The 24329-nt window shown below is 64.9% G+C and carries 22 protein-coding genes, 1 tRNA gene and 3 pseudogenes; 18 read left to right on the top strand and 8 right to left on the bottom strand.

The genetic code is table 11. The annotated features are described in order from the left end of the window. The first annotated feature begins 67 nt into the window (after window positions 1-67). The 3 genes from GA0071312_RS17155 (at window position 68) to GA0071312_RS17165 (ending at window position 4007) form a co-directional block, all read left to right on the top strand. Entirely contained in the window at window positions 68-1465 is a 1398-nt protein-coding gene (locus GA0071312_RS17155; protein WP_074446307.1) for a M20 family metallopeptidase, read from the top strand. A 395-nt stretch (window positions 1466-1860) separates the two neighbouring features. Beyond that, a complete protein-coding gene (locus GA0071312_RS17160; RefSeq protein ID WP_074445949.1) occupies window positions 1861-2409 on the top strand; it encodes a TRAP transporter small permease subunit in 549 nt (182 codons plus the stop codon). A 5-nt stretch (window positions 2410-2414) separates the two neighbouring features. Then, entirely contained in the window at window positions 2415-4007 is a 1593-nt protein-coding gene (locus tag GA0071312_RS17165; protein ID WP_074445950.1) for a TRAP transporter large permease, read from the top strand. Window positions 4008-4137: 130 nt separating this feature from the next. Here the strand turns inward: GA0071312_RS17165 and GA0071312_RS17170 are convergent, their stop codons facing one another. The 4 genes from GA0071312_RS17170 to GA0071312_RS17180 all read right to left on the bottom strand — a co-directional run bounded on the left by GA0071312_RS17170 (window position 4138) and on the right by GA0071312_RS17180 (window position 7011). Then, the gene (locus GA0071312_RS17170) at window positions 4138-5433 is read right to left on the bottom strand and encodes an RsmB/NOP family class I SAM-dependent RNA methyltransferase (protein WP_074445951.1); all 1296 of its coding nucleotides are present in this window, start codon (window positions 5431-5433) and stop codon (window positions 4138-4140) included. A 142-nt stretch (window positions 5434-5575) separates the two neighbouring features. Further along, a complete protein-coding gene (locus GA0071312_RS17175) occupies window positions 5576-6193 on the bottom strand; it encodes a Fic family protein (protein ID WP_074445952.1) in 618 nt (205 codons plus the stop codon). Window positions 6194-6226: 33 nt separating this feature from the next. Further along, window positions 6227-6514 carry a hypothetical protein gene (locus tag GA0071312_RS19770; protein WP_131817853.1) on the bottom strand — a complete coding sequence of 96 codons (288 nt, stop codon included), beginning with the start codon at window positions 6512-6514 and terminating at the stop codon, window positions 6227-6229. A gap of 80 nt (window positions 6515-6594) precedes the next feature. Further along, complete coding sequence (locus GA0071312_RS17180) at window positions 6595-7011, bottom strand: MAPEG family protein (protein ID WP_074445953.1); 417 nt, start codon at window positions 7009-7011, stop codon at window positions 6595-6597. A 230-nt stretch (window positions 7012-7241) separates the two neighbouring features. On the opposite strand from GA0071312_RS17180, the gene GA0071312_RS17185 reads away from it, so the two are divergent. Beyond that, window positions 7242-9419, top strand: a complete 2178-nt coding sequence (locus GA0071312_RS17185) for a malate synthase G (protein WP_074446308.1) — start codon at window positions 7242-7244, stop codon at window positions 9417-9419. Window positions 9420-9542: 123 nt separating this feature from the next. Here GA0071312_RS17185 and phnF read toward each other — a convergent pair whose 3' ends face one another. Beyond that, the gene (phnF, locus tag GA0071312_RS17190) at window positions 9543-10265 is read right to left on the bottom strand and encodes a phosphonate metabolism transcriptional regulator PhnF (protein WP_074445954.1); all 723 of its coding nucleotides are present in this window, start codon (window positions 10263-10265) and stop codon (window positions 9543-9545) included. Window positions 10266-10389: 124 nt separating this feature from the next. On the opposite strand from phnF, the gene phnG reads away from it, so the two are divergent. The 7 genes from phnG to GA0071312_RS17230 are packed head-to-tail and all read left to right on the top strand — an operon-like array spanning window position 10390 to window position 16657. Next, on the top strand, window positions 10390-10857 hold the full coding sequence (gene phnG / locus GA0071312_RS17195; protein WP_074445955.1) for a phosphonate C-P lyase system protein PhnG: 468 nt from the start codon (window positions 10390-10392) through the stop codon (window positions 10855-10857). 2 nt (window positions 10858-10859) lie between these two features. Beyond that, window positions 10860-11429, top strand: a complete 570-nt coding sequence (gene phnH / locus GA0071312_RS17200; RefSeq protein ID WP_074445956.1) for a phosphonate C-P lyase system protein PhnH — start codon at window positions 10860-10862, stop codon at window positions 11427-11429. After that, on the top strand, window positions 11429-12529 hold the full coding sequence (locus tag GA0071312_RS17205) for a carbon-phosphorus lyase complex subunit (protein ID WP_074445957.1): 1101 nt from the start codon (window positions 11429-11431) through the stop codon (window positions 12527-12529). The genes phnH and GA0071312_RS17205 overlap by 1 nt, the downstream gene beginning before the upstream one ends. Continuing rightward, window positions 12526-13413 (top strand): alpha-D-ribose 1-methylphosphonate 5-phosphate C-P-lyase PhnJ, encoded by an 888-nt coding sequence (locus GA0071312_RS17210; RefSeq protein ID WP_074445958.1) that lies wholly within the window; start codon window positions 12526-12528, stop codon window positions 13411-13413. The genes GA0071312_RS17205 and GA0071312_RS17210 overlap by 4 nt, the downstream gene beginning before the upstream one ends. Continuing rightward, window positions 13410-14183 (top strand): phosphonate C-P lyase system protein PhnK, encoded by a 774-nt coding sequence (gene phnK / locus GA0071312_RS17215; protein WP_074445959.1) that lies wholly within the window; start codon window positions 13410-13412, stop codon window positions 14181-14183. Before GA0071312_RS17210 ends, phnK begins: the two co-directional genes overlap by 4 nt. Before the next feature lie 9 nt (window positions 14184-14192). After that, the gene (gene phnL / locus GA0071312_RS17220) at window positions 14193-14894 is read left to right on the top strand and encodes a phosphonate C-P lyase system protein PhnL (RefSeq protein WP_074445960.1); all 702 of its coding nucleotides are present in this window, start codon (window positions 14193-14195) and stop codon (window positions 14892-14894) included. After that, window positions 14891-16657: an alpha-D-ribose 1-methylphosphonate 5-triphosphate diphosphatase gene (locus GA0071312_RS17230; protein ID WP_083204651.1), complete on the top strand. Its 1767-nt coding sequence runs from the start codon at window positions 14891-14893 to the stop codon at window positions 16655-16657. The genes phnL and GA0071312_RS17230 overlap by 4 nt, the downstream gene beginning before the upstream one ends. A gap of 9 nt (window positions 16658-16666) precedes the next feature. Here GA0071312_RS17230 and GA0071312_RS17235 read toward each other — a convergent pair whose 3' ends face one another. Further along, a complete protein-coding gene (locus tag GA0071312_RS17235; protein WP_074446310.1) occupies window positions 16667-17713 on the bottom strand; it encodes a pyridoxal-phosphate dependent enzyme in 1047 nt (348 codons plus the stop codon). 216 nt (window positions 17714-17929) lie between these two features. Between GA0071312_RS17235 and GA0071312_RS17240 the strand changes: the two genes are divergently transcribed. The 5 genes from GA0071312_RS17240 to GA0071312_RS20170 all read left to right on the top strand — a co-directional run bounded on the left by GA0071312_RS17240 (window position 17930) and on the right by GA0071312_RS20170 (window position 20958). Further along, window positions 17930-18694 (top strand): SDR family NAD(P)-dependent oxidoreductase, encoded by a 765-nt coding sequence (locus tag GA0071312_RS17240; RefSeq protein ID WP_108721895.1) that lies wholly within the window; start codon window positions 17930-17932, stop codon window positions 18692-18694. Window positions 18695-18713: 19 nt separating this feature from the next. Beyond that, window positions 18714-19223 (top strand): 2,4'-dihydroxyacetophenone dioxygenase family protein, encoded by a 510-nt coding sequence (locus GA0071312_RS17245; RefSeq protein WP_074445962.1) that lies wholly within the window; start codon window positions 18714-18716, stop codon window positions 19221-19223. Between the two features lie 35 nt (window positions 19224-19258). After that, window positions 19259-20026, top strand: a complete 768-nt coding sequence (locus GA0071312_RS17250) for an SDR family NAD(P)-dependent oxidoreductase (RefSeq protein WP_074445963.1) — start codon at window positions 19259-19261, stop codon at window positions 20024-20026. 117 nt (window positions 20027-20143) lie between these two features. Further along, window positions 20144-20217: transfer RNA gene (locus tag GA0071312_RS17255), tRNA-Gln, on the top strand. Window positions 20218-20412: 195 nt separating this feature from the next. Then, the gene (locus tag GA0071312_RS20170; protein ID WP_165604068.1) at window positions 20413-20958 is read left to right on the top strand and encodes a hypothetical protein; all 546 of its coding nucleotides are present in this window, start codon (window positions 20413-20415) and stop codon (window positions 20956-20958) included. On the opposite strand, the pseudogene GA0071312_RS17260 reads toward GA0071312_RS20170, so the two are convergent. Then, a pseudogene (locus GA0071312_RS17260) lies at window positions 20959-22165 on the bottom strand (IS256 family transposase). It abuts the gene before it with no gap. 60 nt (window positions 22166-22225) lie between these two features. Here GA0071312_RS17260 and GA0071312_RS20515 point away from each other — a divergent pair. Continuing rightward, window positions 22226-22483 carry a hypothetical protein gene (locus GA0071312_RS20515; RefSeq protein ID WP_131817856.1) on the top strand — a complete coding sequence of 86 codons (258 nt, stop codon included), beginning with the start codon at window positions 22226-22228 and terminating at the stop codon, window positions 22481-22483. 12 nt (window positions 22484-22495) lie between these two features. Here GA0071312_RS20515 and GA0071312_RS19275 read toward each other — a convergent pair. Continuing rightward, a pseudogene (locus GA0071312_RS19275) lies at window positions 22496-23735 on the bottom strand (IS256 family transposase). 245 nt (window positions 23736-23980) lie between these two features. Between GA0071312_RS19275 and GA0071312_RS20645 the strand changes: the two are divergent. Then, window positions 23981-24329, top strand: a pseudogene (locus GA0071312_RS20645) (IS256 family transposase); the annotation flags it as partial.

Raw genomic sequence — 24329 nt, forward strand, 5'->3', positions numbered from 1 at the left:
GGCGCAGACCGTAACCCTCGATGCGAACAACGCCCTGCTGACGGGGCTCTCACCCACGGAGGATGTCATGTCCCGCGACAAGGCCGTCGCCCGCGCCGAGGCGCATTTCGATACCGGTGCCTTCAAGGCCGATCTCGCCCGCCGCGTGGCGATCCCCACGGAAAGCCAGAACCCCGACCGCGCTGCGGATCTCGCCCGTTATGTCGAGGAAGAGATGCGGCCCGTGCTCGAGGCCATGGGTTTTACCTGTGAGATCCTGCATCAGCCACCCGGAAAAGGCCCCTTCCTCTATGCCGAGCGCATTGAGGATCCCGGTCTCGTCACCGTCCTCGGCTACGGCCATGGCGATGCCATTCGTGGTCTCGATGATGCCTGGAAAGAGGGGCTGTCGCCCTGGGAACTGGTTGAGCGCGATGGGCTCTGGTACGGGCGCGGCACGGTCGACAACAAGGGCCAGCATTCGATCAACATCGCCGGCCTTCGCGCCGTGCTGGAGGAGCGTGGCAAGCTCGGCTTCAACGCCAAATACATCATCGAGATGGGTGAGGAAGTCGGCTCGCCGGGCCTGCGCGAGCTCTGCGCGGCGCATCGCGAGAAATTCCGCGCCGATGTGCTGATCGCCTCCGACGGTCCGCGCCTGTCGATTTCGCGCCCGACCATCTTTCTCGGCGCGCGTGGCGGCTATGCCATGGATATCTGGATCGATGCCCGCGAGGGCGGCCACCATTCCGGCAATTTCGGCGGGCTGCTCGCCAATCCGGGCATCGAGCTCGCCCATGCCCTCGCCTGCATCACCGGCCCGAAGGGCGAGATCCGGATTCCGGAATGGACGCCGGGGACCATCCCCGATTCGGTGAAACGGGTGCTCGCCGAGATCGAGGTGAAGGCGGATCCGGGCGGGCCGGAGCTCGATCCGTGGTGGGGTGAACCGGGCATGACCATGGCGGAGAAGGTCTATGGCTGGTCCTCCTTCCAGATCCTCGCCTTCAAATGCGGCAATCCGGAAGGGCCGGTGAACGCGGTGCCGCCGAACGCCTGGGCGCGGGGCCAACTGCGCTTCGTGGTGGGTGTCGATCCACAGGATATCCTTCCGGCGCTGCGCCGTCACCTCGACGCACATGGCTTCGAGCGGGTGCAGATCGCCAAGGCGCGCGACGAGGTCTTCGCCGCCACGCGGCTCGACCCGGACCATCCCTGGGTGCACTGGGCGGTGGATTCGATCACACGGACCACCGGCGGCAAGCCGGCGATCCTGCCCAATCTGGGCGGCTCCCTGCCCAATGACATTTTCGCGGAAATCCTTGAATTGCCGACGATCTGGGTGCCCCATTCCTATCCCGGCTGTTCGCAGCACGCGCCCAACGAACACATGCCGGCCGCGATCGCCCGCGAGGGACTCGCCATCATGGCAGGGTTGTACTGGGATCTCGGCGAGGCACAGACGCCACCCGCTGCGGCCTCTTGAGAGATCGACAGGCGATCCGGAAGACTGGCCCGGACGCGGCGATGCGTCGCGACCGGGCAGGATAAATTACAATCAAAGAGATTAATCAAAACAAAGAGAAATCAAGCATAGCCACGACCCCTCGCTTCTTCGGCGACCAGCCACCCGCTCGCCGCTTGCGCAGCTGCTGCTGTCGATTAGAGCAAAAATGCGCAAACAAGCTCTTGCACATTACCCACGAACTGGGCATAGCGTCTGAGTGAAACTACGTTCGCCTTTGTGCCTAATCCGGATGGTCAATCCGCTACGGCACGGGCGTACGTTCGTGAATGAAATCGGTTGGCCGCATCATTGCGGCCACTGCGTGCGGGGCGAAAGATCCCGGCGTGGTCGCCACTTCCAGATGACGGGGGGATATGGCGTTTCTCAGAGGTCTGGTGCGCATCATCGATGCCATCAACGAGCATGTGGGGCGCGCAACGGCCTGGCTCATGGTGCTCATGGTGCTGATCGCCTTTGTCGTGGTGCTCTTGCGCTACGTCTACGGGCTCGGTTGGGTCGCGTTGCAGGAATCCTTTGTCTGGTTGCACGGCACCGTCTTCATGATGGGCGCAGCCTACACGTTGCTGCATGACGGCCATGTCCGCGTCGATGTCTTCTATCGCCCCGCCAGCGCTCGCACCAAGGCGATGATCAATCTCTTCGGATCCCTCTTCCTGCTGATGCCCATGATCCTCGTGGTACTGTATTACAGCCAGGGCTTCGTCATCCGCTCATGGGATCGCCTAGAGGGTTCGAGCGAGGCGGGGGGTCTTCCCGGCCTGTTCCTGCTCAAGACGGTGATTCCGATCTTCGGCGTGCTGATGCTCTTGCAGGGCGTCTCCCTCATCGGTCGTAGTCTCCTCGTCCTGAAGGGCGACATGCGCTACGCGTCATCCCAAGACGAACCTCACGAAGTGGCCTGACGAAGATGGATCCTGTACTTCTCGGGGAGATTCTCAGTCTCCTGATGTTTGCGACTGCCTGTGTCGTTCTGCTGCTGGGCTTTCCTGTCGCGTTTTCGCTCGCGGGCGTCGCCCTGTTCTTCTTCGCCATCGGCTACGGCCTCGATATCGTGCGCCTGAGCGATCTCGGTGCGCTGCCGAACCGTTATTTCGGCACGATGACGAATTACATTCTCGTCGCCGTGCCGCTCTTCGTCTTCATGGGCGTGATGCTGGAGCGCTCGCGCATCGCCGAAAGCCTGCTCGAGACGATGGGGCAATTGTTCGGCTCGCTGCGCGGCGGCCTGGGCGTCGCCGTGGTGCTGGTGGGCATGCTGCTCGCCGCCTCGACCGGCATCGTCGGGGCGACCGTGATCACCATGGGGCTGCTCAGCCTGCCTGTGATGATCAATAACGGCTATGACAAGCGGCTGGCCACGGGCGTGATCTGCGCCTCGGGCACGCTCGGCCAGATCATCCCGCCCTCGATCGTGCTCGTCCTGCTCGGCGACATTCTGCAGGGCGCCGCTTCGCAGGCCCGTAACACCCTGATGGCAGAGGGTCAGTGGGACGTCGTGGTGCGCCCCGTCAACGTGCTCGATCTCTTCGCCGGCGCGCTGATGCCCGGGCTGATGCTGGTCGGCATGTACATGGCCTATGTCATGCTCGTTGCCACTTTCCGCCCCGCCGCCTGCCCGCCCATCCCCGTCAATATCAACAAGCGGGAATTGCGCAAGAAGGTGCTCCGGGTGCTGGTGCCCCCCTCTGTGCTGATCCTCGCCGTGCTCGGCTCCATTCTGGTCGGCGCCGCGCCGCCCACCGAAGCCGCGGCCGTCGGTGCCGTCGGTGCGGTGCTGCTGGCCGGGCTTGCCATCGCGAACGAGGAGAGTCCACCCTGGCCCATCTACGCGGCCGGTCTCGCGGTGGCCTTCATCGTCTTCTCGCGCCTCTTCTTCAATCTGAGCTTCCAGCGCAGCGTCGTCGAATTCACCACCTGGCTGGCCATTGCGGCGGTGACCGTCGCTGTCGCCATTCTCGTCTACGGAATCGTGGTCGCTTTCTGGCGCACCTTCCGGGCCGGCATTCTCACGGAAGTGATGCGCTCCTCGATGCAGATCACCGTGATGGTCTTCGTCATCCTGCTCGGCGCCTCGGTCTTCGCGCTGGTCTTCCGGTCGCTGGGCGGTGAGGAAATCGTCACGGACGTGCTCAACAACCTGCCCGGCGGGGCCTTCGGCGCGGTGATGGCGGTGATGGCGCTGATGTTCTTCCTCGGCTTCTTCCTCGATTACATCGAGATCATCTTCGTGGTCGTGCCGATCGTCGCGCCGATCCTGCTGATGATGGGGGTTGATCCGGTCTGGCTCGGCGTGATGATGTCGATCAACCTGCAGATGAGCTTCCTGACGCCTCCCTTCGGCTTCGCGCTGTTCTATCTGCGCGGCGTCGCGCCGGCGAGTGTCACCACGATGGACATCTACAAGGGCATCATCCCCTTCGTGCTGATCCAGCTTCTGGCGCTGGCTCTGATCTGGTACTTCCCGCAGATCGCCCTGTGGCTGCCCGATCTCGTCGGATAGCCGGACTCCTGATCCAGGATATCGTGCAGATATCCCGGCAATCGATCTGGGAACGAAACGGCGGTGCGGCGCATTGGCCCGCGCCGCCCTTGCCGCTGAAGGAAGGCTGCGCGCTCAAGGCTGCGCGCTCTCAGGCGCTGCGGCTCAGGACGGCGATGAAGAAGCCGTCCGTGCCGGTGCGCAACGGCGTCAGCTGAAGCCCATAACCGGTCTTGCGACTCACATCCGCCAGCCTTCCGAGCCCCGCCTGCGCGAGCCATTCCGTGTCAGGCACCGCCGTGAAGCGCGGATCGCGCGCCAGCAGCCCGGCTATGGCCGCGTCATTCTCCGCCGGCAGGATCGAGCAGGTCACATAGACAAGCCGCCCGCCGGGCCTGACCAGCGCTGCGGCACGATCGAGCACCCGCTCCTGCTCGCTGACGCGCCCCGAAAGGCTGCCGGGCCGCAGCCGCCATTTCGCATCCGGGTTGCGCCGCCAGGTCCCCGTACCCGAGCAGGGCGCGTCAACCAGGACGCAATCGGCGCTGTCTGCAAGATCGGCCAGCGGATCCTCGGCTCCGCGCGGTGTGCGCACCTGTACGTTGCGGATGCCAGCGCGGGCGAGGCGGTCGTGGATCGGCGCGAGGCGGCGCTTGTCGGAATCGGTGGCGAAGATCTGGCCGCGATTCTCCATCATCGCGGCCATGGCGAGCGTCTTGCCTCCGCCACCCGCGCACAGATCGATCACCTGCTCACCAGGGGCGGCGGCGCTGGCGCGCGCGGCGAGCTGCGAGCCCTCGTCCTGGATCTCGAATAACCCCTTGATGAATTCCGGCTCGCTCTGCAAGGCCGGTCCGCGCCCGTCAGGCCCGGGCAGGATACGCAGCCCATGCGGCGCATGCGGCGTCTCCACCGGTGCGAGATGGGCGAGCATGTCCTGCAAGGCGGTTCGGTCCGTCTTGAGCGTGTTGGCGCGGATATCCACCGGCGCGCGCGTCGCCAGCGCCTGCATTTCCGCCGCGCGATCATCCCCGAAAGCCTCCACGAGCGCCTCATCGAGCCATTCCGGATAATCCCCGGCCACCGCTGCCGGCGCATCGTCGGGCAGGGGCTGCGCCAGCCGCTCCCGCTCCGCATCGCTCAGCGGCGCAGGCGCGAAGCGGCTGCCATCGCACAAAGCCGCGATCGCATCGGCATCCTGCCCCCGCATCAGGGCGAGCATGCCGAGCACGAGCGCGCGTGGCGCGTCCGTCCCCATCAGCCAGGCCGCGCCCGCACGGCGGCGCAGGGTGTCATGCACCAGCGAGGCGATGGCCGCACGGTCCTTCGATCCCGCAAAACGATGCGACAATCCCCAATCCTTGAGAGCCTCGGAGGCGGGGCGGCGACGGGCGTCGAGATCGGCGAGGATCTCCATGGCGGCGGATAGCCGGGCGGCCGGTGTCATCTTTTATACCAGTTCAATCGGCGCCATCCGGCCAGCGGGAGAATGGCTTGCTCAACGCATGGGGCCGCAGGAAAAATGTGTCGGAGCGTCCGGCCCGTACGAATCGCGCCGGGACACCGGTGAGAGGTAGCAGTCTATACCGTCACACGGCTCCTTGATAAGGGAGACCGTCATTCTCCAACTGCGCTTGCAGGAGAGCGGCGAGGCATTCTTCCATTTCCGCGAAGTTCAAGTGCCCTGCATCCCATTCCCGGTCAGCGGCAATCAGGGCGCTCTCGTATCCCTTCCGGTCATCCCTGATGCGCTCGGGCACGATCTTCCTGCCGTGCAGGAGCGCCCCCGATCGCACGCAGAGCAGATAGTAGCAAACGGCCCGTGCAGTTCTCCCATTGCCCTCGATGAAGGGGTGAATCCAGTTCAGCCGCCAGAGCCCGTAGGCAGCAAGCTCTGTTTCCGTCCAGACATACCAGTTTTCCTGAACCGTCGAGATGAAGCGGTCCATCCACTCATCGACATCCTTGAAATGAGGCGGCTTGTGATTGCCGACATAGATCGGCTCGCGGCGGAACCGCCCTCCGAATTGTGAAATATTTGCAACCGCAACGTGATTGAGAGCCCACAGCAGATACTTGTCGAAAGCAGCTGGACCTTTAAGCAGGCCAATTTCTATACAATTTGTGAGAAGTTCGTACTGACGATTGAGATTTTGCTCTTGTATTCTATCAAAAAGATCTTGGTTCTCTTGCTCAAGAACAAACATACAATGATCTCTCCCGTCGGTACAGGGCTATGATTATGCCTCTCGTCGACCGCTCACTCTGAGGCTGCGGGCGGCTTTCTCTGCCGAATCACGCGTGATGCGCGAACCTTTGGGAGCATTCCCATACACAAAGCTAATCCGTTGATCGAGCAGTTCTTCGTCGGTTAGTTCGACCGTTTTTGCCCGATCGAGAAGCGCCCGGAGGGCAGGCCGTTCAGGAGCGCGCTTGAGAGCGGATTTACGTTCTGCCATTGTGATTCTCCCATTCTTGATTTCGTCGACAATAGCCGCCCAATCCTTACCGGCAAGTGTTGAATCCATGCACCACTGCTCTGACCAACCTCGTACACCCCGACTAGGAAGTTGCTATGATTCGATAAAAATTTGATGCTTTTAAGACGCTAGAAAATAACAGAAAAGCCCAAGTCAACCCACATGGCCATCAGGACGAACACGCCGATGACGTAAGCGGGACCGCGCAGTTTCACGTCGTTGGACGTGACGTGGATGGCCATATGGGCGATGCGGCTGATCACGAAGGCCCAGGCGAGGGCGAGGAAGGCCGGCCCCGCCGTCTCGGCAATCAGCGCGAGCACGCTGACGAGATAGAACAGTGGCGGAATCTCGAGCTGGTTATGGAATGATGCCGCGACCTGCCGCGCCTTTTTCGGCCATTTGCCGTCGCCAAAGACCACGTCCTGCACATCGATCTCCTTGCGGGCGATGGCGGCATAGCGTTCACGCCCCATCCAGAAGAGCAGGATGAAGGTCATGGCAACCTGAACGAAGACGGGGGCGAGGAGGCTTGCATGCGACATGAGGACTAACTGGCATTGCAAGAGCCTCGCGGCAAGTGTGTGCGAAGCGTGACCATAAAACATGCGCGCAATCTTTTCCGAATCCGCAAAAATAAAAGTCAATCTTTGAAATTGCAGGACCGCATCACGGCGCTATCCTCTCGGCATCGGAGAAATCCGCCCCCCCGGAGCCGCGAGACGGACTGATGGCGGGCGCAGAATCATTCAGGAAACGCATCGGGGATCATGACATGAATGCGCAGAACACGGCGAATGATCGCATCACCGTCCATGGTCTTGGCATCGACAAGGCCCTGCACGGCTTCATCGAGAACGAGGCCCTGCCCGGGAGCGGTATCGCGCCGGACGCCTTCTGGTCCGGACTCGCGGCCCTGATCCACGATTTCGGCCCGCGCAACCGGGAACTCCTGGACAAGCGCGCGGCCATGCAGAAGCAGATCGACGACTGGCACCGCGAACGGCGCGGCAAGCCCTTCGACCTGCCCGCCTACAAGGCCTTCCTCGCGGAGATCGGCTATCTCGTGCCGGAAGGGCCGGATTTCACGGTCGAGACGCAAAATGTCGATCCGGAAATCGCCGAGATTGCCGGACCGCAGCTGGTCGTGCCGGTGATGAATGCGCGCTACGCGCTCAATGCCGCCAATGCGCGCTGGGGTTCGCTCTATGATGCGCTCTACGGCACCGATGCAATGGGCGACCTGCCGCAGGGTTCGGATTACGATCCCGCACGCGGCGCCCGCGTCATCGCCTGGGCCCGCAAATTCCTCGATGACAGCTTTCCCCTCACTGCGGGCTCGCATGCGGATGCACGCGAATACCGCATCGCGGAGGGCGCGCTCGCCGTGGCGATGGCGGACGGCACCACCGCCGGCCTGAAGGATCCGGCGCAATTCGCCGGCCATGCGGGGGATGCGGGTACGCCCAAAGGCGTGCTTCTGCGCCATAACGGGCTGCATGCGGAAATCGTCATCGATCGCGAGCACGCCATCGGCCAGACAGACGCGGCGGGCGTCGCGGATGTGCTCATGGAAGCCGCCGTCTCGACGATCATGGATTGCGAGGATTCCATCGCCGCCGTCGATGCGCAGGACAAGGTCATGGCCTATCGCAACTGGCTCGGCCTGATGAAGGGCGATCTCGCGGAGGAGGTGTCAAAGGGCGGCACGCGCTTCACCCGACGCCTCAATCCGGATCGCAGCTACACCGCGCCGGACGGCTCCGCCCTCACGCTGCATGGGCGCTCGCTCATGCTGGTGCGCAATGTCGGGCATCTGATGACCAACCCCGCCATCCGCGACCGCGACGGCAACGAGGCCCCCGAAGGCCTGCTCGACGCCATGATCACGGCGCTGATCGCCATCCATGATCTGAAGCGCGATCCGGCCCGCCCCGGCAATTCCCGCGCGGGTTCGGTCTATATCGTCAAGCCGAAAATGCACGGGCCGGAAGAGGTCGCCTTCACCGACGCCATCTTCAGCCATGTCGAGAACGTGCTGGGGCTGTCGGCGAACACGCTCAAGGTCGGCATCATGGACGAGGAGCGGCGCACCACGGTCAATCTGAAGGAGTGCATCCGGGCGGCGAAGGCGCGCGTATGCTTCATCAATACCGGTTTCCTTGATCGCACCGGCGACGAGATCCACACCTCCATGGAAGCCGGCCCGATGGTGCGCAAGGCGGATATGAAGGGCCAGGCCTGGATCAAGGCCTATGAAGACTGGAACGTCGATATCGGCCTCGCCTGCGGCCTGCGCGGACGCGCCCAGATCGGCAAGGGCATGTGGGCGATGCCCGATCTGATGGCTGCGATGCTGGAGCAGAAGATCGGCCACCCCAAAGCCGGCGCGAATTGCGCCTGGGTGCCCTCCCCCACTGCCGCGGTGCTGCACGCCACGCATTACCATCAGATCGACGTCAAGGCGCGCCAGGGCGAGCTGGCAGGCCGCGAAGGCGCGCGCCTCGACGACATCCTCACCATCCCGCTTGCCGATCGCCCCAACTGGTCGGACGAGGAGGTTCGCTCCGAGATCGAGAACAATGCGCAGGGCATCCTCGGCTATGTGGTGCGCTGGGTCGATCAGGGTGTGGGCTGCTCCAAGGTGCCCGATATCAACGATATCGGCCTGATGGAGGACCGCGCCACCTGCCGCATCTCCTCCCAGCACCTCGCCAATTGGCTGCATCACGGCGTTGTCAGCCGCGACCAGGTCATGGAGGTGATGCAGCGCATGGCGAAGGTCGTGGATCAACAGAATGCGGGCGATCCGGCCTATCAGCCGATGGCGCCGGACTTCGACGGCCCCGCCTTCAAGGCGGCCTGCGACCTCGTTTTTGAGGGCCGCGTCCAGCCCTCGGGTTATACCGAGCCGGTCCTGCATGCGCGACGGCTGGAAGCCAAGGGAGCCTGAAGCCCGTGATGCCATGCGATCTCCCCTCTCCCTCCAAGGAGAGGGGAACGCCGGCATCAGCCAGTGCGCAGAAATCGTCAGCCGTGCGGGGGATGCAGCGCGCTCTCCCTGGGCGAAAGACACTCACTCATCGCCGACGACGAGTTCGACCCGCTCGCCGGCAAACCAGGTCCGGCCGTATTCGACGGGCCGGCCCTGGGGATCCACATTGATCCCGACGGTACGCAATAGCGGCGCACCGGGATCGAGCATGAGATGGCGCGCCTTGATGGCGTCGGCGATGCTGACAGAGACCCGGGTCTCGCGTCGCGTGTAATCCTCAAGGCCGCAGCGCGCGAGAGCCACCGTCACCGAATGCGTCTGCGCAAGCGCCTCCTTGAGGGCGGGAAAGCGGGCCGCGCAGAAGACCGAGCGAAACAGCGCGATCGGCGTGCCGTCGGCGATGCTCACGCCCTCCCAGACATGCACTGGTGCACCGGGCGCAAGGTCCAGTGCCTGCGCCTCGCGCGCATCCGCCGGGCGCGTCTCCAGCCGGACGTGCCGCTTCTCGGGATGCAGCCCCGCCGCATGCAGATTCTGATGGAAGCGCGTGCGGCGCCCGATCCGGTAGCGCGTCGGACGCGCCGTCACGAACACGCCGGCGCCCCTTCGCGCATGCACGATGCCCGCCTCGGCCAGGGAAGCGAGCGCACGCCGCACCGTGTGCCGGTTGGCGCAGAACCGCGCGGCGAGTTGCGCCTCGCTGGGCAGCTTGTCACCGGGCGCATAGAGCCCCGCCGCAAGATCCGCCTCCAGCGCATCGCGAATGCTGGCCCAGAGCGCGGCCTGATTCCCTGTCTCATCCATGTCGTGAAAGTTTCATATTAAGGTGCTTGCGGGAAGTGCGTTTCCACGATACTTGTCTACTTGTATAGTTGTCTAGTTGTCGAGTGTCTGGACGGCGAGACGTTTCATCCTGATGCGAGGTCCCATGAGTGCGCCGAACCATCCGAGGGAACGCAAGGACTGGATGGGCCTGCTCGCCCGTAGCAGGCCCGGCGCGCTCGCAGCTTTGTGGCATGATTTTCCAGAGGGCGCGGCCCATGCCGACGAAGCCGGCATCACCTGGCTGCGCCGACCGGAGACCGGCATGGTGATGGTGCGCGGGCGCGCCGGCGCCATAGGCGATCCCTTCAATCTCGGCGAGATGACCGTCACCCGCGCCTCCCTGCGCCTGCCCTGCGGCACGATCGGCCATGGCTATGTGCAGGGGCGCGACCGCGAGAAAGCGCGTATTGCGGCAATGGTCGATGCGCTGATGGCCGGCCCCCTCGCGGCGCGGGTCGATGCCGCGATTCTGAAGCCGCTGGCCGCCGCCGAGGCGCAGACGCGATCCGCGCGGGCATCGCAGGCGGCAGCGACGCAGGTCGCCTTCTTCACCATGGTGCGGGGAGAATGACGATGGATGCCACAGCTTTGTCCGGAGGCTTCGCGCAGCCCGCAATCGACGCGGCACATGTCTTTCGCGACGTGCTACAGGCCATGGCGCGCCCGGGGCGGATTGCGCGGATCACCGGCGTGAGCCCGCCGCCCGGCCTCTCCCTGGCGGCGGCGGCGGTGCTCCTGACGCTCGCCGATGAGACCACGCCGGTCCATCTCGCCGGCGCTTGCGACAGCGCGCCGATCCGCAATTACCTGCGCTTTCACACCGGCGCACCGATCACCGGGCGGGCCGATGCCGCCTTCGCCCTCGGCAATTGGGAAGCGCTCGCACCGCTTTCCGATTATCCCCTTGGCACCGATGCATATCCCGACCGCTCCGCCACGCTGATCGTCGAACTGCCCGCACTCACCGCCATGGGCGCGCGGCTGACCGGCCCCGGCATCCGCACGCATGCGCAGCTGTCGCTGCCTGAAATCGATCCGTTCATCGCCAATGCGCGGCATTTTCCGCGCGGGCTGGATTTCATCTTCACCAGCGGCACTGCGATTGCGGCGCTGCCGCGTACGACACGTGTGGAGGCGGGCTGATGTATGTGGCGGTCAAGGGCGGCGAGCGCGCCATCGCGGCGGCGCATGACTGGCTCGCGCGCGAGCGGCGCGGGGATGCGGCAATCCCGGAAATCGGCATCGACCAGATCCGCGAGCAGATGGGGCTCGCCGTCGATCGCGTCATGGCGGAGGGCTCGCTCTACGATCCCGATCTCGCCGCGCTCGCGCTCAAGCAGGCGCGCGGCGATACGATCGAGGCGATCTTCCTGATCCGCGCCTATCGCACCACCCTGCCCCGCTTCGGCGCATCGCGCCCGATCGCGACCGGGGCGATGCGCTGCGAGCGCCGCATCAGCGCGATCTTCAAGGATGTGCCCGGCGGGCAGGTGCTCGGTCCGACCTTCGATTACACGCACCGTTTACTGGATTTCAAACTGGCAGCCGAAGCCGCAACATCCGAAAGGTCACAGCCACAACCGACGCCACAGCCGCGCGCGGATGATACCCCGCATGTCGCCGACATCCTCGCCCGCGAGGATCTGATCCAGCGCGAGAACGCCGCGCCGGATGTGCACGCCACGCCTGATCTGACCCGGGCCCCGCTCACCCTGCCCGCTAGCCGCGCCCTGCGCCTGCAGGCGCTGGCGCGGGGAGACGAGGGTTTTCTCTTGTCGCTGGCTTATTCGACCCAGCGCGGCTATGGCCGCAATCACCCTTTCGTGGGCGAATTGCGCATCGGCACTGTTGCCGTCGAGATGGACATTCCCGAGCTCGGCTTCGCCATCGAGATCGGCGAGATCACGGTGAGCGAATGCGAGAGCGTGAACCAGTTCACCGGCTCGAAGACGCAACCAGCGCAGTTCACGCGCGGCTACGGGCTGGTCTTCGGGCGCGGCGAGCGCAAGGCGATCTCGATGGCGCTGGTTGACCGCGCCCTGCGCTGGCGCGAGCTCGGCGAGGAGAATGGTGGCGCGCCGGCGCAGGACGCGGAATTCGTGCTCGCCCATGCCGACAACATCCAGGCGAGCGGCTTTCTCGAACATATCAAGCTGCCGCATTACGTGGATTTCCAGGCCGAGCTCGAACTGATCCGCAGATTGCGGAGAGAGGCGCTCGCGCATGTGGGGGGCGGCGCATGAGCGACTACAATTTCGCCTATCTGGACGAACAGACCAAGCGCATGATTCGCCGCGCGCTGCTGAAGGCCGTGGCGATCCCCGGCTACCAGGTGCCCTTCGCCTCGCGCGAGATGCCCATGCCCTATGGCTGGGGCACCGGCGGCGTGCAGGTGACGGCGGCGTGCCTTGTGCCGGAGGATACGCTGAAGGTGATCGACCAGGGCGCGGATGATACGACGAACGCCGTGTCGATCCGCGCCTTCTTCGCCCGCGTCGCGGATGTCGCAACAACGGAACGCACTGCCGAGGCCAGCCTCATCCAGACCCGCCACCGCATCCCGGAAACGCCCCTGCGCGAGGATCAGATCCTGGTCTACCAGGTGCCGATCCCCGAGCCCCTGCGGTTTCTGGAGCCGCGCGAGACCGAGACGCGCAAGATGCACGCGCTCGCGGAATACGGGCTGATGCATGTGCGTCTCTACGAGGATATCGCCCGCCATGGCGAGATCGCCAAATCCTATGCCTATCCCGTCAGGGTCGAGGGCCGCTACGTGATGGATCCCTCGCCGATCCCGAAATTCGACAATCCCAAACTCGGCGATTGCCCCGCCCTGCAGCTCTTCGGCGCCGGGCGCGAGCAGCGCATCTATGCGCTGCCGCCCTATACGCGGGTCGAGAGCCTCGATTTCGAGGATTACCCCTTCAAGGCCTCGAAGCCCGACCAGCCCTGCGCGCTGTGTGGCGCGCGCGACAGTTATCTCGACGAGGTGATCACGGACGATGCCGGCACGCGCATGTTCGTCTGCTCGGATACCGATTATTGCCGGGAGCGCCGCGACGCAGGCCATCGCGGCCTGATGGCGGCGCCCTTCGAGGATGACGCCGATGCGGAGCTGCCGCAATGAGCACGCCGCTTCTCGAAACCGATGGCCTGACGAAAAGCTATGGCAGCCGCATCGGCTGCGCCGATGTGTCCTTCATGCTCTGGCCGGGTGAGGTGATGGGCATTGTCGGCGAGAGCGGCTCGGGAAAATCGACGCTGCTCTCCTGCCTCGCCGGTCATCTCGAAAGCGATGCCGGGCAGATCCGCTACCGCGATCGCGCCGGCGAGACGCATCTGCCGGCGACCATGTCGGAGGCCGGGCGGCGGCGGCTCGCGCGGGAGGAATGGGCTTATGTGCATCAGAATCCGCGCGACGGCCTGCGCATGGGCGTCAGCGCCGGCGGCAATGTCGGCGAGCCGCTGATGGCGCGCGGACAGCGCCATTACGGCGATATCCGCGAGGCCGCGCTCGACTGGCTGGAGCGGGTCGAGATCGCGCGTGACCGCATCGACGATCCACCGCGTGCATTCTCGGGCGGCATGCAGCAGCGCCTCCAGATCGCCCGCAGCCTCGTCAACAACCCGCGCCTCGTCTTCATGGACGAGCCGACCGGCGGGCTCGATGTCAGCGTGCAGGCACGGCTGCTCGATCTCTTGCGCGGGCTCGTGCGCGATCTCGGTCTTTCTGCCGTGATCGTGACCCACGATCTCGCCGTGGTGCGGCTTCTCGCCGACAGGCTCATGGTGATGCAGGGTGGATATGTGGTTGAGAGCGGGCTCACCGATCAGGTGCTCGACGATCCGCAGCACGCCTATACGCAATTGCTGGTCAGTTCGGTTCTGCAGGTCTAGGAATGCGCGATGATCAGCGTCGATGACGTCTCGAAGAGCTTCACCCTGCACAATCAGGGCGGCGCCTCGCTTTGCGTGATGCGCGGCGCAAAACTCTGCGTCGTGCCCGGCGAATGCGTCGCGCTGACCGGGCCCTCGGGGGCGGGCAAATCGACGCTGATGCGCATGGTCTACGGCAATTACCGCATCGAGGCGGGAACGATCCGCGTCGGCGCGGTGGCGCTCGAAACCGCCCGGCCGCGCGATATCCTCGCCCTGCGGCGTGAGACGCTCGGCCATGTCAGCCAGTTTCTGCGCGTGGTCCCGCGCGTGCCCACGCTCGATGTGGTCGCCGAACCCCTGCGGCGGCTCGGTGTCGATGCGGATACGGCCCACGCACGCGCCGGCGCATTGCTGGAACGCCTGCGCATTCCGCAGTCCCTGTGGCAACTCGCGCCCGCGACCTTCTCCGGCGGCGAGCAGCAACGTGTCAATATCGCACGCGGCTTCGTCCATCCCTGGCCCGCGCTTCTGCTCGACGAACCCACGGCGAGCCTCGATCCGGCCAATCGCGAAACCGTTCTGGAACTGATCATGGAGGCCAAGGCGCGCGGCGCGGCCATCCTCGGGATTTTCCACGATGCGGATGCACGGGCGCGGGTCTGCGACCGGCAGATCGATGTGGGGAAATTCACGCCGGCAAGATCCACGCCCGAAGGGCTCGGCCAATGACGGGGCGGATACGGGACGAAACGCCGCCGACCGGGCGCCTCGTCGCCGTGGTCGGCCCGTCCGGCGCCGGCAAGGATGCGCTGATCGACGCAGCCCTTAGCCAGCGGCCCGATCTGCGGCGCGTGCGCCGGGTCATCACCCGCCCGGCTGATGCAGGGGCTGAGGATCACGAGGCGGTGGACGAGGCCGAATTCGATCGCCGCCGCACGCGCGGCGAATTCGCGTTTCACTGGCAGGCCCACGGCCTCGCCTACGGCATCCCGCGCGCGGCGCTCGCTCCCCTGAACGAGGGTCGCACCCTGATCTTCAACGGCTCGCGCGCAGCGCTCGCAGCCGCGCAGGCGCATGATCCCTCGCTTGCGGTGGTGGTGATCACGGCTGACGATGAAACCCTCGCACGGCGCCTCGCGGCACGCGGTCGCGAGACACCGGACGGGATTGCGGCGCGGCTCGCACGCGGGCGCTTTCCCGCACCGGTCGGCGCGCATATCGTGGAAAACGATGCCGATCTCACAACGGGCGTGGCGCGCTTTCTTGCCGTTCTGGACGCCATCACCGACAACACCGCAAGCGCCGATAACAGCACGATCCGGAGATCCTCCGTGCAAGGAACCATTCACGAAACCATCCTCGGCAATGCCCGCCTGATCCTCCCCGGGGAGGTGATCACCGGCAGCATCGTCATCCGCGACGGCGTCATCGCGGCGATCGATCCCGGTCCGACCGCTGCTCCCGGCGCCATCGATTGTGAAGGCGATTGCGTCGCCCCAGGGCTGATCGAACTGCATACCGACAATCTCGAACGCCACATGACGCCGCGCCCGGGCGTCGACTGGCCGCATATGAACGCGATCATCGCCCATGATGCGGAGCTCGCGGGCGTGGGCATCACCACCGTCTTCGACGCCCTGCGCATCGGCTCCGAGCACAAGGCGCCGAAAGTGCGCGCGGGCTACAAACCCTATGCGCGCAGCATGGCCAGCGAGATTCTCGCCATGGTCGCGAAAGGCGCGCTGCGCATCAGCCATTACCTGCATCTGCGCGCCGAGATCTGCTCGGATACACTCATCGACGAGATCGCGGAATTCTCCCCCGATGACCGCGTCGGCATCGTCAGCATGATGGATCACACGCCCGGCCAGCGCCAATTCGCCGATCTCGATCGCCTGCGCACTTATATGGTCGGCAAGCACGGCATAGCGCCCGCCGATTTCGAAACCTATATCGCCGAGCGCCAGGCCTTGGGGAACCGCGTGCGCGCGGCGCACGAGGCAGCGGCGGTGGCGGGGGCGCAACGACTCGGCGCCATTCTCGCCAGCCACGATGATACGACGACAGATCATGTCACGGCCTCTGCCGCCCATGGGGCGGGGCTTGCGGAATTTCCCACCACGCTGGAAGCCGCCCGCGCCTGCCACGCCCATGGCATCGCGGTGATGATGGGCGGACCGAACCTGATCCGGGGCGGCTCGCATTCCGGCAATGTCTCGGCCCTGGAGGCTGCCGAGGCGGGCCTGCTCGACATCATCTCCTCCGATTACATTCCCGCCTCGCTCCTGATGGGCGCGATCGCGCTGGCACGCCAGAGCGACGATCTGCCGGCCGGCATCGCCACCGTCACCCGCAACGCCGCCCGCGCCGCAGGCCTGACCGATCGCGGCGCGCTCGAACCGGGCTTGCGCGCCGACATCATCCGCTTTCGCGAGGTGAACGGTACCCCGGTCGTGCGCGGCACATGGGTGAAGGGAAAGCGGGTGGCTTGAGGCGCGGTTTCACGCCCCCTCCCGCCCCTCGCTGAGGATCGCCATCACCCGCGCGTCGTGCCCGCAATCGAGCCCGGCGAAGAGCGCCGCGATCCCGGCAGCGCCCGATGGTGTCGTGGCGAAGCCTTCTTGCGCGAGGATGCCCACGGCCCGCGCGGCCTGCTCCTCGCTGATCGTGACGAAGATATCCGCATCGCGCGAAAGCCCTTTGAGCGCAATCAGCGACGGCGCCTTGCAATCGAGCCGCCCCATGGCGGAGACCGGTCCCTGCGTCGTGACCGCGTGGCCGGCCCGGATGCTCGCAATCAATGCCGGCGCGGCTTGCGGCTCCACGACGATGATGGTCGGCGCATCCCCCCAGACGGCCCGCGCATGGGCCGCGACGGCAGCGGCGAGCCCGCCGACACCGGCCTGGAGCAGGATATGCGTCGGCGGCGCATGAATCTGCGCTGTGGCCTCGGCGGCGAGCTGGAGATAGCCCTCCATCACCCGCAGGGGCAGTTCCGTGTAGCCCGGCCAGGAACTGTCCGACAGAAGCGTATGACCCGGCGCGCGCGCGGCTTCTTCAGCCGCCGCCATGCTCTCCTCATAGGTCGCGCCTGCGCGCACCACCTGCGCCCCCTTCGCCGCAAGCCGTTCGGCGAAGGCCTCGGGCACGCTGTGTGCGAGATAGATCACCGCCTGCGCCCCGAACAGACGCGCACCGGCAGCGACCGAGAGCCCGTGATTGCCTGCGCTCGCGGTAACGTAGATCCACCCGGAAAGCGCGTGCGCCCAATCATTGTCCTGCACATTCTGCGACGCTGCGCGCGCGATCGCATGGGCGGCACCCAGCGCCTTGAAGCTGCCGAGCCCCATCCGGGCGCGCTCGTCCTTGAGGAAGATCTGTGCAACGCCGGCGCGCGTGGCGAGCGCGGGAACCTCATGCAGCGGCGTCGGCGCATGGGCCGGGCAAGCGGCGAGGAGGCGGGCGACATCACCGGCATCGTCGAGCGGAAACGGCGCATCGACAGCGATTCCACTGCCGCGCCACGGATTGGCGAAACTGTCCTGCATGAGCCGCGCGATCCCGCATCCCTCGATGAAGAAGTGGTTCGCACGAGCATAGCCGCGCGCGCTCCGCCATGCGATCCCGCCTGGCGCCATTCCGGGATCGCTCAACACGCACATGCGCGAAACGCCCATTGATCGGGCCCGCTCACGCAACGATAGTCGTTGATACCGCACCTGCCGCAACGGCAGGGACAGCCGATGTCGACCCGAGAGAACGCCATGAACGCGACGCCCGCGACCAAAGCCACCTTCGCCGGCGATCTCTTCGCCGGGCAGCATGTGCTCGTCTCCGGCGGGACCAGCGGGATCGGGCTCGCCTGCGCCCGTGCCTTCCGCGATCATGGCGCGCAGGTCATAGCCGGCGGCGTCGGCGATCCCTCCCCCGATGAAGCCGCGCGCGACCCCGGCAATGCCGGCATCCGCTTCATCGATCTCGACGTGCGCGACCCCGCCGCCATCACATCCTGTATCGACGCACTGCCCGAGCGCCTCGCAGTGCTCGTCAATGCCGCGGGCATCATCCGTCGCGATGCGGAGCATGATCCGGACGTGTTCGCGCAGGTCATCGACATCAATCTCAACGGCAGCATGCGCCTGTGCAGCGCTGCTTTGGAGCGGCTCACGGCGGGGCGCGGCTGCGTCATCAATCTGGCCTCGATGCTGAGCTTCTTCGGCGGGCCGCGCGTGCCGGGCTATTCTGCCTCCAAGGGCGGCATCGCGCAGCTCACCCGCAGCCTCGCCGCCGCCTGGGCGCCGCAGGGCGTGCGCGTCAATGCGCTCGCACCCGGCTGGATTGCCACGCCCCTGACACAGGCCCTGCAGGACGATCCCGCCCGCGCCGGTCCGATCCTCGCGCGCACGCCGATGGACCGTTTCGGAACGCCGGAGGAGATCGCCGCAGCCGCGCTCTTTCTCGCCTCACCCGCCGCCGGCTTCATCACCGGCACGATCCTGCCGGTGGATGGCGGTTATGCGAGCGTCTGAACGATTTGGAGGAAACACCATGAACGACAAATGGACCCCCTACCGCCACCCTCAGCCTGCCGAATCTCCCCCGGAGCTGATCGTCCCCGACGCCATCCCCACGGATGAGCGCGTCTGGGTGCCGGTGGAGGAGAATGTCTGGTTCCGCCCGCTCTGCCTGAGCGTCACGCGCGGCTACTGGATGAACCTTCTGCGCGTGCGCAAATCCGGCGTGCTCTCGCGTCATCGCCATCCCCAGCCCGTGCACGGTTTCGTGCTGCGCGGCGAATGGCGCTATCTGGAGCATGACTGGGTGGCGCGCGAGGGCGGCTATGTCTATGAGGCGCCGGGCGAGACCCATACGCTCGTGGTCGATCCGCATGTCGAGGAAATGATCACGCTGTTTCAGGTCAACGGCGCGATGATCTATGTCGATCCCGACGGCAATGTCACGGGCTATGACGACGTCTTCACCCGGCTCGACAAATGCCGCGCCTTTTATGCGCAAAACGGTCTCGGGGCCGATTATATCGACCAGTATATCCGCTGACGCCGTCAGCGCCGCTTTTCGCAAGGAGCCTCGTCATGGAACCGCTGCCGCGCACCCCCTCCTTCTCCCTCGATGGAAGACGTGCCCTCGTGACCGGCGCCGGACGCGGCATCGGCCTCGCCGCCGCCTGTGCGCTGGCCCAGGCGGGCGCATCCGTCGATCTCGTGGCACGCAGCGGCGACGAGATCACCGCCCTCGCCGAGGCGCTCGGCAAGGAGGGCTTTGCGGCCCGCGCCCATGCGCTCGACGTCACCGATATCGATGCGAGCGCCGCCTTCGTTGCAGAAAACGGCCCTTATGACATCCTCGTCAACAATGCCGGCATGAACCGCCCTGCGCCGCTCACCGAGATGACACCCGCCGATTACGACGCGGTAACCGATCTGAACGTGCGCGCGGCCTATTTCCTGATGCGGGCGGTGGTGAAAGGCATGATCACCGCCGGCAAGGGCGGGTCGATCATCAACATGTCCTCGCAGATGGGGCATGTCGGCGGTGCGAATCGCACGGTTTATTGCGCCACGAAACACGCCATGGAGGGCTTCACCAAGGCGCTTGCCTGGGAGGTCGGCAAGGAGGGTATCCGCGTCAACACACTGTGCCCGACCTTCATCCGCACACCGATGACGGCGGGCATGCTGGCCGATCCCGCATTCGAGCAGAGCGTCGTGTCGAAGATCGCACTCGGTCGTGTCGGCGAGGCCGAGGACCTGATGGGCGCGGTGGTTTTTCTCGCCAGCGACGCCTCGCGCCTCGTCACGGGCACCTCGCTCCTGGTCGATGGCGGCTGGACGGCGCAATGAAAGCCGGATTTCGCTGCGTGAAGGGACTGGACAAGCCGCTCTGCGCTCGCTAAATACGCGCCATCGATCGGCGGCGCTGCGTCGCATCGCCCCTCGCGGATGGTTCGCCGCGAATGCTGGGGGATAGTTTAACGGTAGAACCGCGGACTCTGACTCCGCTAGTCCTGGTTCGAATCCAGGTCCCCCAGCCAGTTTTTTCGGATAAAAACAATTAAATCAGACACTTGAGGCTCCGGGCTCCGGGCTCCGGGCTCAGCACCATCTCAAGGGTCTCGATTAATGTTGTCCACCGGCACAAATCGCCGTGCAACAGCCGCTCACGCCGACCCTTCTGCGAGCCGGACGGCGCGCTCTTGCGCCGGGCTGTCCGTCGGGGCGAGGGACGCATGATGCCGAAGCGTCACGACACATGTCTGCGTGGGCGGGTGACGGGCATGTCTGCGTGGAATCAGGCGCTCATTCATTTAGAGAGGGCCCGAGAACTTCTTGTGGCACATGACCAAGGCCGCTCTCTTTACGATGACGTTTTCGTCAAGGAGCGCTTTGACGCTGCGAATCTGCCTGTTCCAGATGATCAGCTTGTGCTTGGTGTAGCAGGCCGCCGTCTCAATCTTGCACTCGCCCTGCATTACCTTGATACCGCCATTGCGATCGCGTGCCGCCACGGTCTTGGCTCAGGTTGGAGGGCATTGCCGATACATGAGTGGTACGCGCGGGCACAAGGTGTCCGTGCTGCGCTCGGGCTTGCAAGAGACGGTGAGACACCCGGCTTGCGTTCGTCCGACATCGCTGACCCTGCACATATGCTCGGACATGCCATTGTTCCGCAAAGTGCTACGGGCACCACGCATTCGGACAATCTGTGTTCTGTTTCCGACAAAAGGTCGCGTCCGTCAAGCTGGTGTAATTTTCTGGATGGCCTGAGGTCATGATCAGGCGGCTTTTGTGGTTATGCTGAGGATGGGATCGATCTCTTCCTTGTCGATCTGTGCGAATGCCTCGACCATCATGTAGCGGCTTGATGTCTGCCATTCGTCATTCTGCTCGAAGAGCACGGCGCCGATCAAACGCATGATGGATGCTTCATTGGGGAAGATCCCGACGACGTCGGCGCGTCGCTTGACCTCCTTGTTCAGACGTTCAATTGGGTTCGTGCTGTGCAGTTTGGTGCGATGCTGGCGCGGGAATGACATGTAGGCCAGCACGTCGTGCTCGCTGGCATCCATGAGATCGGCCAGTTTTGGCCAGCGCGGGCGCAGTTGCTCTGCGACCTTGCGCCAGGTTTCGCCGGCATGGGTGCGGTCGGGTTGATCGAAGGCCTGTCGGATGGCAGCGGCGACGACAGTATGCTGACCACGCGAGACATGGGCCAGGGCGTTGCGCATCCAGTGGACGCGACAGCGTTGCCAGGTTGCTTCGAAGACCCGGGCGATGGCGGCTTTGAGGCCTGTATGCGCGTCGCTGATGACCAGTCTGACGCCCCCCAGGCCGCGAACGCGCAGGGATCGAAGGAACTCGGTCCAGAATGTCTCGGCCTCGGACGGGCCGATACCGAGGCCGATGATCTCACGGCGTCCCTCGGTGTTGGCGGCCACGGCGATTATTGCGGCGACTGGTACGATCCGTCCGCCCTGGCGCACCTTCAGATAGGTGGCGTCGAGCCAGAGATAGGGCCATTCGCCGGTGAGCGGGCGGTTCAGGAACTCGCCGACACGTTCGTCGATGTCCTTGCACAGCTTCGACACCGTGCTCTTCGAAATGCCGCTCAGCCCCATGGCCTGCACCAGCTCATCGACGCGACGGGTCGAGACACCACTGATCCACGCCTCCTGGATGACGGCCACCAGCGCCTGTTCCGAGGTCTTGCGCGCTTCGAGAAAAGCCCGGGAAGTAACTGCCTTGACGCAGCTTGGGAACCCGCAGGTTCAGCGTGCCCAGACGGGTATCGAGAGCGCGCTCTCGATACCCGTTACGCCACGTTGTGCGTTCGCCGCTGCGCTCGTGCTTGCCAGCGCCGATCAGGCCTTCAACATCCGCCTCCATGATCAGCTGCAGGACGGCCTCGGCAACGCTGCGCAGAAAGTCTCCCTGATCGTGCTTGGCCAGAAGTTCGGACAGGTCCATGTTCGTCTTGGTCATCGGGGTCTCCATGTGGTCCGGGGTTGAAGTCAGCAAACTCCACCTCGACCATACACCTCGATGGCCACCCAGGATCACACCGTTGACGGCACTGAAATTACACCAGCTCCTTGGACGCTACCCGACAAAACGCCTCGCGATATCTCAAAAAGCGATACCGAATCGCAACGGCAGACGGTTGCTCGGCAGGATGCGAACAGCCATGACGAGCGCCTGCTCTTCAGCAAGCTCTTCGCACAATCTCTCGATATGCGCGCCGAGGAAGGTCGTGTCTTATATCTGGTGGAAATTCCCTGGCGATGTGTTCCGGGCATGTGAAGGTTCCGCTTCTCAGGCGGCGAGGGCAAGCTTGAATCGGTTCGATCGGTGAGAAAGCGTCTCCCATCCATCGACCTTGCGCAGCTGGATCTGACCGGAGGCGAGCAGTGCCCAGAGCAGCATCGGCACGGTTTTCGGCGCAGGGCAGCACGGTCTGCGTCTTGATCCGGCGGCGGAATTCCTCGTTGAGCCGCTCGATCGCGTTTGTCGTTCGTGCCGACTTCCACTGGGACGGATCGAGGCAGGTGAAGGCAAAGAGCCTATCCCCGGCTTCCTCGAGGCTGTCGGTGATCGCACGGCATTTCAGGCGCCATTTGCGCAGGAACGCCTTGCGCCGGATTTCGATCTCGGCAGCGGTGTCGGCGTAGATCATGTCGCGGGTAGTCCTCGGTCAGCTCGTCGTGCATGCGCTTCGGGGCATGGCCGAGAAGGTTGCGGTGCTTGTGCACCGTGCACCGCTGGATCGGCAGCTCTTCGCCCCAGAGCGCAATGAGGGCGGCTTCCAGCCCGGGAGCGCCATCGACAATGACGAAGTCCGGTCGCTTCAGGCCACGCGCATCGAGATCGGCGAGGAACCCGCCCGAGGAACCCGCCCTATGCCGCCTTGCTTTCGCCGCCCGTGTTCTTGATGGCGAGCAACACCTTCTGCCCGTCGCGGCGCACGCCGATTGCCGCCAGCACCGAGATGTTCGTGGCCTTGCGGTCCAGACGGGTCTTGATGACGGTGCCGTCCAGGATCAGACGGACGATGTCCTCATCGGCGAGGCTGCGTGCGCACCACGCGTCCCAGTCGACCTTCACCTTGCGCCAGGCCCGGCTGACGACATCCTTGCCGACCGCCCCTGAAACAGGCCGAACAGCGCGCGCTTGACCCGCCGCGTGTTCGTGCCGGCCAGATAGACCGGGCGATCAGGGCCTCGGCCTTCTTCGTCAGACGCTGATAACGCGGCAGCGCCCGTGATCGCCATTCCGTGATCTTGCCCTCTTCGTTCTCGATCCGCGCGCGCGGCACGCTGACCGTTTCGGTTCCGAAGGTGCCGACGAGCTGGCGGTCGCGATGGCCGTGCCGATAGCCCTTCTTCAAGCCGCCGCCGCGGTCATAGCGGCAGCGCCCGATGACGGCCGCGAGCTCTTCCTCGAACAGCGCCTCGATCGTAGCGCGGATGTTCTGCCGAAGCCGATCCTCGATGGGATCGTAGCCGACGTCGCTGCACAGTAGCGCTGGCGTGGTCGTGTCTGTAGTCTGGTCCATGGCGTGATCTCCTGGCGGTTGCTGCCGCCGGTTGGGTGGGTTGAATCACCCGGGAGATTACGCCGCCTTCAAATTTCCCACCACCTTCGCGACACGACCAAACTCCTCGCGTTGATCCACAATCGAACACTCCTGAAACGGTGAGCGCGGAGCTATACGCGAATCTGGGTGACGCAGTTTGAGGAGGTGGCGTATCGTGGCGGGTGCTGAAGCCTGCCAGAACTTCCAAAAGGAACGATACGCCTATGAAAGATGATATCACGATTACCCCGCTGTACCAGCCCGGATCTGTTGCGGATCCTCTGACAGAAATTGCCCGTGACGGCGCCCGCAGGATGCTTGCGGCGGCACTTCGGGCCGAAGCCGATACCTTTGTGGAGCAATATGCCGAGGAGGCTTTGCCGGATGGCCGGCAACGGATCGTCCGGCATGGTTATGGGCCACAGCGCAGCATTTCAGACCGGCATCGGTCCGCTCGACGTGCGCCGCCCGAAAGTCCCGCGACCGGGCCACCATATGCCCGCGGAGAAGAAGGTCCGCTTCACCTCAAGCATCCTGCCGAAATGGGCCCGGCGGTCGAAAAGCCTCGATGCC

It is taken from the genome of Saliniramus fredricksonii (assembly GCF_900094735.1).
Lineage (GTDB): Bacteria > Pseudomonadota > Alphaproteobacteria > Rhizobiales > Beijerinckiaceae > Saliniramus > Saliniramus fredricksonii.